This window comes from Lentibacillus daqui, assembly GCF_027186265.1.
Classification (GTDB): Bacteria; Bacillota; Bacilli; order Bacillales; family Amphibacillaceae; genus Lentibacillus_C; species Lentibacillus_C daqui.
This window is the reverse complement of sequence record NZ_CP114176.1, coordinates 3,341,396-3,355,573: the sequence shown is the minus strand read 5'-3', so window position 1 is coordinate 3,355,573 and position 14,178 is coordinate 3,341,396. Positions and strand designations below refer to the sequence as shown.

General features: G+C 35.6%; 9 protein-coding genes and 2 pseudogenes. 10 read left to right on the top strand and 1 reads right to left on the bottom strand.

Translation table 11 applies throughout. The features are described from left to right. Positions 1 to 34: 34 nt before the first annotated feature. The 6 genes and pseudogenes from O2S85_RS16765 (at position 35) to O2S85_RS16740 (ending at position 9,840) form a co-directional block, all read left to right on the top strand. Entirely contained in the window at positions 35 to 1,555 is a 1,521-nt protein-coding gene (locus tag O2S85_RS16765) for a glycosyltransferase (protein ID WP_269410432.1), read from the top strand. Positions 1,556 to 2,332: 777 nt separating this feature from the next. Then, on the top strand, positions 2,333 to 4,486 hold the full coding sequence (locus tag O2S85_RS16760) for a bifunctional glycosyltransferase/CDP-glycerol:glycerophosphate glycerophosphotransferase (protein WP_269410431.1): 2,154 nt from the start codon (positions 2,333 to 2,335) through the stop codon (positions 4,484 to 4,486). 35 nt (positions 4,487 to 4,521) lie between these two features. Next, positions 4,522 to 5,682 (top strand): annotated as a pseudogene (locus tag O2S85_RS16755) (CDP-glycerol glycerophosphotransferase family protein); the annotation flags it as partial. A gap of 188 nt (positions 5,683 to 5,870) precedes the next feature. Next, positions 5,871 to 6,695 carry an ABC transporter permease gene (locus tag O2S85_RS16750; protein ID WP_269410430.1) on the top strand — a complete coding sequence of 275 codons (825 nt, stop codon included), beginning with the start codon at positions 5,871 to 5,873 and terminating at the stop codon, positions 6,693 to 6,695. 15 nt (positions 6,696 to 6,710) lie between these two features. After that, positions 6,711 to 7,511, top strand: a complete 801-nt coding sequence (tagH, locus tag O2S85_RS16745; RefSeq protein ID WP_269412622.1) for a teichoic acids export ABC transporter ATP-binding subunit TagH — start codon at positions 6,711 to 6,713, stop codon at positions 7,509 to 7,511. 475 nt (positions 7,512 to 7,986) lie between these two features. Beyond that, positions 7,987 to 9,840 (top strand): LTA synthase family protein, encoded by a 1,854-nt coding sequence (locus tag O2S85_RS16740; protein ID WP_269410429.1) that lies wholly within the window; start codon positions 7,987 to 7,989, stop codon positions 9,838 to 9,840. A 140-nt stretch (positions 9,841 to 9,980) separates the two neighbouring features. On the opposite strand, the gene O2S85_RS16735 is transcribed toward O2S85_RS16740, so the two are convergent. Next, positions 9,981 to 10,700, bottom strand: a complete 720-nt coding sequence (locus O2S85_RS16735) for a glycerophosphodiester phosphodiesterase (RefSeq protein ID WP_269410428.1) — start codon at positions 10,698 to 10,700, stop codon at positions 9,981 to 9,983. A 204-nt stretch (positions 10,701 to 10,904) separates the two neighbouring features. Here O2S85_RS16735 and O2S85_RS16730 point away from each other — a divergent pair, with 204 nt between their 5' ends. From O2S85_RS16730 to O2S85_RS18850, 4 genes and pseudogenes are all read left to right on the top strand, one after another. Next, complete coding sequence (locus O2S85_RS16730; protein ID WP_269410427.1) at positions 10,905 to 11,156, top strand: GlsB/YeaQ/YmgE family stress response membrane protein; 252 nt, start codon at positions 10,905 to 10,907, stop codon at positions 11,154 to 11,156. A gap of 275 nt (positions 11,157 to 11,431) precedes the next feature. After that, positions 11,432 to 12,729, top strand: a pseudogene (locus O2S85_RS18855) (IS91 family transposase). 360 nt (positions 12,730 to 13,089) lie between these two features. Continuing rightward, positions 13,090 to 13,800, top strand: coding sequence for an RpnC/YadD family protein (locus O2S85_RS16715; RefSeq protein ID WP_369419600.1), 711 nt, complete (start codon positions 13,090 to 13,092; stop codon positions 13,798 to 13,800). Further along, a complete protein-coding gene (locus O2S85_RS18850; RefSeq protein ID WP_369419598.1) occupies positions 13,758 to 13,994 on the top strand; it encodes an RpnC/YadD family protein in 237 nt (78 codons plus the stop codon). Before O2S85_RS16715 ends, O2S85_RS18850 begins: the two co-directional genes overlap by 43 nt. Positions 13,995 to 14,178 lie beyond the last annotated feature (184 nt).

Here is a 14,178-nt window from a genome sequence, read left to right as displayed (position 1 = left end):
TTACACACAACAGTTACTGAAAGGAGCTAGAAAATTGGGAAGTATCACTCCTGTTATATTAGTTAGGTCTTTGGATGTTGAACGCGGAGGGGTCACTAGAGCCTCAATAAAACGAGCTAATTTGTTAGCGGAGAAATATAGTGAAGTTATTATTGCTACGTTTGTGTTTCAACAATTTCATAATTCTATAATAAATGAATTATATGATAGAAAAATATTATCAAAGAATATAAGAGTAGTTAATTTTTTCGAGCATATAAAGCCAAAAAGAAAAAAATTCAAAAAATCAAAGAATAAATATAAATATTCGGTGGGGGAGAAAGGTTTTTTTGAATTTCCTGTTAAAAAGATGAAAACAGAACGATCTTATCGATATTATAAGAATGGTTTTTACGTTAAATATAAAAGATTCAACGAAGATGGATCCTTAAAATTTATAGATTATATGGATTATGACAGATATAGAATAGCCCGTGAAGAGTACGATCAACGTGGAGTTTTAGTTAGAGTGCGACAAATGGATAAACTTGAAAATAAGTCTCGATTAGATCGATATTTTGATGATAAAGGTAATTGTTACTTGAGTGTACACATTAATTCAACAAATGGGAAAGAAGGACGAGCAGCATTGTTTAATGATACACCCAGGGAATATGACAAACTATATGATCTTCAACAAGAATGGCTAAACTCCCTCTTAAATGAGGTAGATTTTCCAGTAGTCATGTGCGAGCTTAGGGGATTGGATAAATTTTTATTAGGAATCAAACATAATAATGCAAAAAAAATTGAAGTTATCCACACTAATCATCTAGAAGAGCCTTTTAATGATATAAAAAACATAAAGAAAAGTTATAAAACATTATTTGAACAAGCTAAAGAATTAGATAAAGTTGTATTTTTAACAGATGAACAAAAAAAAGATGTAGAAGCAGTTTATGGGGCAAATGATAAATTTACAGTGATTCCCCATGCATGTGAACCAGATGATGTAAAAAGAGAAAAAAGTTATAAGAAGGACTACGATCGTAGATTAGTTGTAACACTTGCTCGTTATCATAAAGACAAAAATTTAGACGAAGCAATTCGTGCATTTACATATGTTGTTGAAAAGATTCCAGATGCTAAGTATTATATATATGGTAATGGAAAGTTAGAGAATGAGCTAAAGTTATTAATTGAAAGTCTTGGTCTGAAGAATAATGTATTCTTAAAAAAATACACTACTAATCCCAGAGAAACGTTCGAGAAAGCAGTATGTTCTATCCTAACCTCAAGACAAGAGGCGTTTGCCATGGTACTTACAGAAAGTATGGCAGTTGGAACGCCAGTTATTTCTTATGATATAAAATATGGCCCAAATGATATTATTGAAAATGAGTTTAATGGTTATTTAGTTGAACGGGGAAATAAGAAAGAACTTGCGGAAAAGATAATTAAGTTAATGAAAAATGAGGATTTACGTGAAGAACTATCTATAAACGCTAGTGTTGTTAAAGAGACTTTTAGTGAGGAAAAATTTAAAAAGCAATGGCTCGAATTGGTCAAAGGTTGATGTATTTTCATTAAATAAACTGAAGGAACCATTTGGAATTCCAATACGAAAAGGAAGTTCTGGCACTGGCATATTGTGGTGAGTTTATTGCGACCAGTTACCATGTGAGCTACAGAATCAACCAATGCGGTGGTTCTGAATGGTGCTGAATGTAAAAATGTAAAAAATACGCAATATAGGAAACGGACCGCTTCGTTTACCTTTTTATGCATAATCTATGAACCATGAATTTGATGGAAGACAGAACTCTAGACGTATGTATTGGAGGATTTAGATCATGTTGCAATAGATAGGTTTACAGGTAATAAATGGTGAATTATCTTTCGTATTGTTCATTATTGAGTATAGGAATGGGTCTGTTTTGATTAACGTAGAAAGTATAAAAACAACTAAAAGACTGTCGAGTGTTGTTAGTCTTTTGTTGCTCTCCAGAAAAGATAGCTATCCATGTAATTGTTACCTTTATTCTGACCGTTGCTGTGCGCACAAGTTTTAGACAAAGTTTCCACATAAAGGCTGAAAAAGCATTGAAATAAAAACAATTATGAAAATAAACACCTAAAGTTAAATTGATAATTCGAATTTCATTAAGTGTGAAGAAATAATTACAATGAAGTGAAATACTTAGACATAAAATTGATATGTTAATCAAATTAGATTATAATAAAATTTGTGTAATTCATGGAGGTATTACGTAAAATAAAGTTGAGCTTTAAAAAATATTAAATAAAAATATAATAAGGGTTTGCAAATAATTTTGCTTCAAGGAGTGTAATCATGGGAAAGATTTCGGTTATTACACCTGTATATAACACAGAAGGATATGTATACGATTGTTTGAAGTCTCTAATGGAACAAACTTATACCGATCTTGAAATTTTATTAATAAACGATAATAGTAATGAATACTGTACACAACTGTTGGAAAAAATAGCAAAGCAAGATGACAGAATTCAATTGTTTCATTTTTCCGAGCGAAAAGGTGTTGGAGCTGCAAGGAATTTTGGCATAAAAAAGGCTAGCGGAGAATTTATCTACTTCTTGGATAGCGATGATTATCTCCCAGAGAAAACATTGGAAATATTAGTGAACCACATCAAACATCATGATATGATTCGTGGTAAAGTTAAATCGACTCATTTTAGCAAAAGTATGGCGATCATTTTGGATGGCCTTTTTAACGTGAAAACATATATTGATAAAAGGTTTAAGCTAATTAAAAATAGGTCTGCCGTCAATTTTTTGTTTAAGCGTGATTATATTATTAAGGAAAATTTACATTTTTCCGAGGATGTGGAAGTGTATGCTGATTTAACTTTTTTGATACCTGCACTTATCCATTCAGAGTTAATCCCTTATATCAAAGAGGCTGTTTACTTTAAACGGAAACGAAACGATCCGATTAACAATCCGTCTTTAACCCAATCAGATGAACATGTAAAAATAAGCAGCTTCCTGGATGTTTACAATACGTTGAAGCAAGAGTACAGTGACGACGAATTAGCTGATCGTTTTCTTGATAACCAGTTGTTGAATTTTTACAGGAAGAATGTCATTACGTACTTTAAACAAGATGAACATATAGATGACTTTTTCCCACAGCTTGTTGAGGCAGTGAATAAGATCGATCCTCAATTGATCAGCCAAAAGGACTTTATTCTTAAAAGAGAAATCTATAAGATTAAAACAGGAAATGTTCATAAATATAAAAAGGTCAATACACAACACAGACTACTAAGGGAGATAAGGGAAGGTTTGAAAACGAAGAGAAAGTTTTTTATTTTATTATATAGAAAAGTTTTCATGAAGTTTTCTATGAAGGAAAAGCTTGTCTTTTTCGAAAGTTTTCTTGGTAAAAATTACTCCGACAACCCAAAATACATTTATGAATATCTGTTGAATAATGACATGGGTTATAAATGTGTATGGAGTGTACGAGAGAAGAAAAACATTCCTGGTAACCCTATTCAGGTGAAAAGGTTTAGTCTGCGCTATTATTACTATTTAGCGAGGGCAAAATATTGGGTAAGTAATATTCGCTTACCAAAATCTTTGGATAAACGGGAAGGTAACGTTTATTTGCAAACATGGCATGGTACCCCTTTGAAGACATTGGTGCTTGACCAAAAAGATATATTCTCGGCAGATCCTAAATATAAAGAGAATTTCTATATTCAATCTCGCAGGTGGGACTATTTAAGTTCACCAAATGAATATTCTTCCAAGATATTTAGGCGGGCTTTTAAGTTTGATAAAGAGATGCTGGAATTTGGGTATCCCAGAAATGATATCTTATATCAAAAAAATAATTTCAAGGACATAAATGATTTAAAGCAAAACCTAAATCTTCCACTTGATAAAAAAGTTATATTATACGCTCCTACATGGCGTGACGATGAATTTTTCTCAAGGGGTAATTATAAATTTACCCTGAAGCTAGAGCTAGATAAAATGCAAGAGAATTTAAGTGATGAATATATTCTTTTATTGAGAACTCATTATCATATTGCGAACAGGCTGGACGTTTCGGAATATGAAGGGTTTGTCTATGATTTTAGTCTGTATGATGATATTGCAGAACTTTATTTGATTTCAGATATGTTAATCACGGATTATTCTTCCGTCTTTTTTGATTATGCCAATTTGAAACGACCCATATTATTTTACACCTATGATATTGAGAAATACCGTGATCAAATGCGAGGTTTTTATTTCGACATGGAAAAAGAGGTTCCAGGTCCGCTGCTGATGACCACGGACGAAGTTGTCGATGCTGTGCAACATATTGATGATGTTCGAATGAAATATCATGATACCTATAATCAATTCTATAATAAATTTTGTTTATGGGATAATGGTAATGCTTCAAGAAAAACGGTGCAGCGCGTGTTTGAGGGCAAATCATTAGAAGAGATAGGGCAGGATTCTTAGTTACGGAGAAATTATGTATGAAAAGTGCTGTTAAAAGAGTTGTGTTTAAATTATATAAATTTACCTTTAACTTCCTTGGAAAAGTACTTCCCAAAGACCCTAAACTAATCATATTTGAAAGTTTTTTGGGGAAACAATACAGTGATAACCCAAGGGCAATTTACGAATATATGTGTAAGAATAGGTCAGGTTATAAAATGTATTGGAGTGTTGATAAAAGGCACTCCAAAGCTTTAGTGGGAAGAGATATCCAGAAGGTGTATCGTTTTTCATTAAAATGGTTATTGTTAATGACTAGGGCAGGCTATTGGGTATCTAATAGCCGATTACCATTATGGATCCCCAAGCCCCGTTACACAACATATCTGCAAACATGGCATGGTACACCGTTAAAACGGTTGGCAATGGATATGGATGAAGTACATATGCCAGGAACAAACACAGTTCAATACAAACAAAATTTTTTAAAATCAACAAGCAAATGGGACTACTTAGTTTCTCCGAATGCCTATTCGACTGAGATATTTAGAAGAGCCTTTGCGTTTGATAAGACGATAATCGAATCTGGTTATCCAAGAAATGACTTTTTATTGAATTGTAATAATCAAGATATTATTTCCAAAATAAAAAACGAATGCGATTTACCGTTGGATAAAAAGGTTATCCTGTATGCACCAACTTGGAGAGATAATCAATTCTATGCTAAAGGTGAGTATAAATTTGATTTACACCTTGATTTAGAAAAACTTCGAAAAGAACTCAATCATGATTTTATAATTATTCTAAGGTTGCATTATCTTGTGGCTGAGAACCTTGACTTAAAGGGATATGAAGGGTTTGTTTTTGACTTTTCCTATCATGAAGATATTCGCGAACTGTATCTTATTGCAGATTTACTTATTACAGATTATTCTTCTGTTTTTTTTGACTATGCCAATTTAAAACGGCCAATGTTATTTTATGTTTACGATATTGACGATTATCGAGATAAGCTACGTGGTTTTTATTTTGATTTAGAAACGAAAGCCCCTGGACCTTTGGTGAAAACAACGGAAGGGATTATTGACGAAATCCTAAAATTTGACGCAAATGGTTTCGTTCCATCCGATGCAACAAAGGCATTTTATGAAAAGTTTTGTTATCTGGAAGATGGTCATGCTAGCGAGCGTGTTGTAAAAGAAGTATTTGAAGATTGATTTCTAAAAACATGGTTTATACTATAAATGGTATAGACCTGCTTTCTCTTTTATTGTCTTTTACCCTTGTTGCTTGTATAATTTATTAAGTTACAAAAGTTAAATTAAAAAAATAATAAAGTTAGGTAAATATAATTATAATTAATAGCAGTATATAAAAGGGTTTTAAGAGTCGAAAGGATATACATATGAAATCTGCAATAACAGTTCTTAAAGAGCAATTTAAACATTTTTATTTAATACGGCGGCTTTCCCTATATGAGTTAAAAAGTAAAAACCGGAACAATTATTTGGGAATGTTTTGGGAGATTCTGAACCCCACCATTCAAATATTAATTTATTGGTTTGTATTTGGAGCACTAAGGCATCGAGAACCTGTAGAAGTAGGCGGAGTGGAGATTCCATTTTTTACCTGGCTGATGGCGGCCTTTTTTCTGTGGAATTTCTTTTACCAGTCGACGATTCAAGGTTCCAAGTCGATCTATACGAGATTGCGCATGTTATCTAAAATGAATTTTCCTATGAGTGTGATCCCGAACTATGTTATTTTTTCCCAGTTCTATATCCATCTAATTATGCTGGTTATTACGATGGTCATTTTTCAATTTATGGGTTATTATGTGAATTTATATTACTTGCAACTGATCTATTTTATTTTTGGCGCATTTTGTTTGATTTTTTCCGTTGCACTAATAACGTCAACATTGTCCACCATAATAAGAGATGTACACATGTTTTTGAGTTCGACATTACGAATGTTTCTTTATGTCTCGGGTGTTCTGTGGCCAATAACTATTTTAACGAATCAATTTCCGACAATCATGCAATTACTAAAGTTAAACCCATTATTGTATTTAATTGAAGGGTATCGTTCGGCATTTTTTGGAGCAGGTTGGTATTTTATTGAGCACTGGCATTATACGCTTTATTTCTGGGCATTAGTCATTGTGCTATTCATATTCGGCTCGACGCTGCATGTGAAATTCCGCCGCCATTTCATTGATTATTTATAAAGGCTTGTGATCATGATGGAAAAAGCAATTATTGTTAAAAACGTGACAAAGAAATATAAATTGTATAACGACAACAAAGAGCGTTTATTAGATCTCATTACACCAAAAAATTATGGTGAATCCTTTTATGCACTGACGGATGTTAGTTTTACAGCGGAAAAAGGCGATGTTGTCGGGTTTGTTGGGATTAATGGATCAGGTAAATCAACATTGTCCAATATTATTGCCGGTATTGTTCCCGAGACATCCGGCAGTGTTGAAATAAATGGACAAGCATCCCTGATTGCAGTTGCTTCAGGGCTCAAAAATGATCTGTCTGGTCGGGACAATATAGAATTGAAGTGTCTGATGTTGGGGTTTAGTAAAGAAGAAATAAAAAGATTAGAGCCTGAGATCATCGAGTTTTCGGAGTTGGGCAAGTTCATCGATCAGCCGGTAAAATCGTATTCCAGTGGGATGAAATCGCGACTGGGCTTTGCGATTTCGGTCAATGTCGATCCGGAGATATTGATCATTGATGAAGCCTTGTCTGTTGGTGATAAAGCATTTGCCGAGAAAAGTCTTGAGAAGATGAAGGATTTCAAGCGTATGGGGAAAACGATGATCTTTGTCAGTCACTCCATCGGGCAAATGAAAAAGTTTTGTGAGAAAATTCTCTGGCTGGAATATGGCATGGTCAAGGATTTCGGAACAGTCGACGAGGTCATGCCGAAATATGAGCAGTTTTTGAAGGAATATAAAAAAATGTCCAAAGATGAGAAAAAAGCATACAGAGAGAAAGCGGTGGAAAGACAGCATAAGGCTCTGATGGCTTAGAATTTATCTGGGGTTTAAAAAATGGGGGACACTGGTGCTAGTGGTATTGGATACTCTTAGCATGTTGTCGGCAGCAGTGAATGCAGTTTTGGACCTGATGAATGGAATCCATATCAGATGAACAGTGATAAACACGCCGTCTATGATAATGGTTCCGATCCATTGCATTATCATAAATTTCAAACCGCTAATGAGGTCGGGACGACTAGACCCGGATTCAGGAGAATTAATTGGTCAGGCGGAAATCGGTTCAGTTGTAAGTATGTCCGCACCGTACATTACCGATCTTACGTTTTATGGAAAATATAAAACGTGCATCTAAGGATATATTATTTTACGTTTACTCCCTTGCCAGTAGTCGTGCCAGACGTAAACAATTTAGGGCTGTTTCACCAAGATTTCTTAAAAATTAGTCGCTGTTATGATAAAGTAGTTTATTGGAAAGATATTTTGGGAGAAAAGAGTGGAGTTTAGCGTGCCAAAAGTCGTAAAGGCGTTACTTTTTATTGCTTATTTCATATTGTTGTTTTTTATTATAAGAATCAATTCAACAGTTATAATTAAATGGTTAAATAAAAGCATGTTTCCCGATTATACCATTGACCCCGGACAGGATTTCCACGATTCTTTTTTCAATGGTGTCTCTTTAATTTTCACAATTACCATTTTTGTATACTCCATTTTAGGAACAGCCATTGTAAGTATTGTGATGATAGATTTGTTAATGTTTGGTTTAGTTTTTGCAAACCAGATGAAAGCAATGGAGCGAAATGAATTTATCACTTTCTCGGAGCTCAAAACGATTGCTTCACCAAAGGAGATTTTGTCTTTTGTAGATGTTTCGCCGGCTTTTGCCTTGTTAATAGCAATTGTAACTATTTTGGTTTTGGCTGGGATACAAGTTTTGATCGTGAAAGTTTCAAAGAAAATAAACTTCTACGTCAGCAGAAGGATTCGGATTGTTTTATTTGTAGTATCTCTAAGCGTTTTAGTGGCAATATTTATGAAGCCAAATTATTACAATACACATGTTTTGAAGTTTGAAGAAACGCATAGCCATAATTTTAATCCTTTAAAACGGGCCCGCAAAGACGGCTATTTACCTACGCTGATGAATACGGTAAAACCTACCTATATGGATAGACCCGGTAATTACAGTAAGGATAGGATCACGCAAATCTCAAAGAAATACAGTAAGATTTCCAAAGATATTAATAAAGATCGTGATAAATCCCTAAATGAATCGCAAACATTTCTGTATTTAAGCGAATCATTAATGGATCCGAAACAGTTGCCCGACCTTTTGTTAAACGAAACTCCTATTCCGTTTATCTCCAGTACTGTTAAAAATAATATTGGAGGAACGATGTACAGCCAGTATATAGGGGGAGGAACTGCTAATTTGGAATGGTCGGTTTTAACATCTTTCAGCCTGGAAGTTTTTCGTGAACCACTGGTTGTAACGCCATATTCAGACTTCTACGCTGATTCAAAGAACCACCATACCATTTTGGATTTTTATAACAAGAATAAGGTTGCTTTACACCCATATACAGCACATCTTTACAATAGAAAAACAATATATGATGCAATCGGGTTTGATGAATTTCACTATCTGGATCATGGCATTAAGCATACCGAAAAGCTGGGAACCCATACAAGGGTTTCAGATGAAGCTTTGAATAAGGATATGATGGAAGTGGCAAATAAGAAAGATGTGGGGTTGATCCATATCTTGTCGATGCAAAACCATTCTCCATACAATAAAGAAATTCCCGAAATGGATTACGAACCGGAAATTAATACAGATGTTTTTCCAAAAAAGAAGGAAAAAGAATTGTTTAATTATCTGCAGGGAATACATGCCTCGGATAAAGCGATGAAAGAATTAGTTAATGAATGGGATAAGTCTGATAAGGAAATTAATTTTTTGTTTTATGGTGATCATTTCCCTAGCGTTTTCAGAGGAACAGAGAACCAATTTAAAGGTGATTTGCTCCATGAAACACCTTGGTTTATTTATATGAATCACGGGAGAAGCGAGGGTGGGATCCAACTTGATGACTTGTCACCCGTATTTTTTGTCCCAGTATTATTAAGGGAGGGGCATTATTATGTTTCTGCCTATCAAGGTCTCATGGATACACTATTGGAAAAAGGTGTAAAAAGAATAGGGAAAGATTATATTGTATCAGATGAAGGCAAAATATATGATAAAGATCTTTCAAAAGAATTATTGACTGTGGTTGATGATTACCGGATTGTTGAATATGATGCACTATTTGGGCATAACTGGCTGCCTGGTGATTTTTATACAGAAATTAAGTAAAGTATAGAAACGCCAGCTCGTGTAAACACCGCCTTCGTAAGCGTCAAATAACCCTACCTGTATCAGGAGGGGTTATTTGACTTTTGAAGTATGAAGAGGTAATGGGAACGCCATTAGGCATGAAAAAGTCACTATGTTAATTAGCTTTGCTTGAACACTTCCGGATTATTCGAAAACACGCCATCCACCCCATATGAAATTAATTCCTCATACCGATCCTTAGTATTAACCGTAAAAGGATAAACCTCATAACCAAGCCGTTTACACTCCTGAACAAACGTTTGATCAACATATACTTGGTTGGGATGGATACTTGTAATATTTAGCCCGCTACTGTTGGCGTAGTCCCATGGGTGTAACATACGATAATAAAACAGCATGCCAAGTCTGATGTTTGGTTCAAGCTCCTGCATTTTAGCCAAGGCCATGTGGTCAAATGATGAGATAATGACATGATCTATCCGATTGTGCTGTTTCAGACAATCGAGCAGAATATGTTCTATCCCGGGATAAATGACTGGAATATTTTTTATCTCGATATTTAACAGCAGATCTTCGGGGCAAATTGCCAACAATTCATCCAATGTGCTCAGTGTGGTGCCTTGAAAATCTTCGGAAAAGGCAGCACCTACATCAATTTGTTTGATTTCCGCCAGTGTAAAATCCTTGATTAATCCCTTAACATCCTTATTCAATCGCGATAGTTTGTGATCATGACAAATGACAAGCTGTTGATCTTTTGTCAGCTGAACGTCCAATTCTACAGCCCTTGCACCATGTTTCAGTGCTTTTTGAAAGGCTGGTAGTGTGTTTTCCGGCGCCTCCGTAAGTGAACCACGATGGGCGAAATTAAGTGCCAAATTGCATCTCTCCATTCAATTAGAAGCTAATTAAATCATAACATATGGTACAAGGGCGTATACACGAGGCAGTTTCCATCATAATTGCATAAAATGGTTTAAGCTACAAATAATAGTGGTACTATCATAGAAAACCTCTTGTTGGGATTTTTAAAGTGCTTTGTCGATACGCTTTTGAAATATATTAGAGTGAGGAGTGATACGATGGGTGTTATTTGGATGATCATAGTTGGTGGTGTGATTGGCTGGCTGGGTGGTCTGATCGCAAGCCGTGACATACCAGGAGGCATTATTGGTAATATTATTGCTGGATTAATTGGTTCGTGGCTTGGAACATTGCTACTTGGCCATTGGGGACCGGAACTGGCGGGTATTTTCATCATCCCAGCCATTATTGGTGCGGTTATCCTGGTGTTGATTCTAAGCTTTTTATTTCGCGCGTTCCGGAAATCTTAAACCGGTAAGGAATTGTTAAAGAGGTTGGTTGTTAAAGTGAAACGCTGTTAAAAAGAGCGGGAATCATTGGCCAGTGAATATGACCTTCACTTGCATTTAGATCGATTCCCGCTTCATTTAGGTCGATGTGCACTAAAATTTCGGTTACCAATATAATTTGTAAATCATTATGTACGAGACCTGGATATAAAACGTATCCAGGTCTATTTTTAAAAGATAGGAAAGTATAAAATTTGGGTCTACCGCAGTGAGTGTTACTGTGGTATTTTTTATGTATGGGGAAAAACATATTAAAAAAAATCTTCTTTGACGAAAATCAACATTGGGAATCATTCAAAAGGAAATACGGAAAGAGAATCCGTCCTATTGTCACAAAGGAGGTAGAGAAATTTCGTGACTGTGGAGATATGAAAAAAGGATTCAAACTTTTTGTTTGCGAGGGCTGCCATGATGTAAAGCGTATTCCCTTCCGATGTAAGGGACGTTTTTGTACAACCTGTTCTGTTGGAGAAAGCGAAGAATGGAGTCGTCTATTGTCTGAGGACGTATTACAAGTGAATCACCGACATGTGATACTCACAATTGATGAAGGGCTACGGGATATATTCCTTTTACATCGTGAGCTTTTAAAGCCACTTATGGATGAAGCAGCCAAATTACTTACTGACTATTTTCAGAAGAAAGCCAAGGTGATACCGGGGATTATAGTTGGATTGCATACGTTTGGTTCCAAAGTGAATTTCAATCCCCATGTACATATGATGGTAACGATGGGGGAATCACGAAAAAAGGGGAATGGAAAGGATACGATTTTATACCATTCAAGATGCTTCGAAAGCAATGGCAGACGGTAGTGTTGAAGCTCATCCGAAAAAACTTGACGAAGCAAGAAAAGAAAAGGATACAGCCAAGATTACAAAAGGCTTTTTCCGCAAATGGGGAAGGCTTCTATGTGTATGCCCCAAAACAAAGAGGAAAGATAAAAGAGCAGCTTCGCTATATTGGCCGCTATATTCGTCGACCAGCGATTGGAACCAATCGGATCGAGGCATATGATGGTCAAACTGTAACTTTTAAGTATGTGGACAAGACAGATGGGAAAGAAAAACATGAAGTAGTTACAGTAGAAGAGTTTATCATCCGTTTAATACGTCATATTCCGGATGAACAATTTAAAACGATTCGTCATTATGGCATGTACTCAAGAAGGAGCAAGAAGTTAAGTAAAAAGCTGTTGGCTACATGGCAACAAGGAACAAAACGATGGATACTGAAGGTGAAAAAGACATTACGCCGCCAAACATGGAGAGAGCGTATTATTTCAAGTGGACAAAAAGATCCAATGATTTGCCCACATTGCAACAACTATTATGAGTACATGGGTGAAGTCTGTCTTGAGGGAGGACGATTAGAAATAAAAATAGCATTAACGAAAGAAGCAAAAAGCTATCTAGAAAGGGTGATTCATCATCTCGAAGGCAACGGGCAAGAAAAGCAAAAAGAGGAAAAAGGGAACCGACCATCTGCGCCCCAAGAAGACGTTTGTCAATTATCATTGTTTGGTGTGTCATGAGGAGGAGAAGATTCCTTATGATGTCGTACAGGAATTTGATTTGATGGATGAAGGAGATCCAACAACTCCACCCAGATTTAGTTGTGAACAATGTGGGGGAGACATGTATCCGGAGTATTATAAGGGCATACATGGACAGGAATATAAATTATCGGATTTTCTCTAACTATGGTGGATACAAAAGGACCGGGCGGGGTTTGCCCGGTTTTTCTTATTTCTTCTCGTATAATCTAAACCTTTGCATATATGAATAGGTTGGAATAGAGAAAACATTTGTTCTTTTCCACCTTTCATGATATATTAATACCAGAATAACACCTCGGTTTTTTAACTTCATATCCTCGTAAAGGAAGTGCTGTATTGACAGTAACCACAGTAGTAAAAGAAGATTCTCCAAGTTACACCAGACATGACCAGCTATTTAAACAATTAATCAACACATTTTTTGAAGAATTTTTGGAAGCATTTTTTCCTGATATTCATTACCATATTGATTTTCATTCGATCCAACCTTATCCGCAAGAAGTTTACACAGATCTAATCCAAGGGAATACAAGAAGACTGGATATTATCGTAGAAACGAAACTAAAGAGTACAGATACCGTCATTATCGTTCACATTGAACCGCAAAATGAAAAACAAGGCGATTTTCATGAGCGGATGTTTCGTTATTTCAGTTTGTTGTATAATACGTATCAGAAACCAATTGTTCCGATCGCGGTATTTAGTTATAACGAAAAATGGGAACAGGATGAATATACGATGGAATTTCCGTTCGCTCATGTGTTGACGTTTCAATATTTGACGCTACACTTGCGTAAAAAGAACTGGAGAGACTATATCAAGTCTGACAATCCAGCAGCCGCGGCATTATTGAGTAAAATGGGTTATAAAAAGGAAGAAAAAGTACAGGTGAAAATCGAGTTTTTACGAATGATGACCCGAATGGAATTGGACCCGGCACGTGAGAGATTAATTTATGGCTTTTTCGAAACCTATTTAACACTGTCTGAAAGGAGGAAGAAGAAATGGCGAAGGAAATCAAACAGTTGCCTGATGCGGAAAAAATAATGGAGCTGCCGATTTCGTATGAAGAGCGTGGAATTGAGAAAGGGAAAGAGATTGGGAAAGAAATTGGCAAAGAAATTAGAACCAAAGAAGTAGCGACTGAAATGTTGAAAAAAGGGATGTCCATTGAACTAATAGCGGAAGTAACACATTTGGAACATGAGGAGATTGAACGGTTGCTGAAAACGCTGGAATAAAAGAAATGGATCCAGGACATGACGGGTGTCTTGGATCCATTGCTTTGTTTATGTCATCAAGTTGTTTTAATCCAGCGTCAATTTTAGATTGAATATATATTTCCTCCATAATATCCTCATAAGTTGCATCGTTAGGAAGTTCTTCTATTACTATACATCATACCCAAAGGGCTAAGGTGGTGCA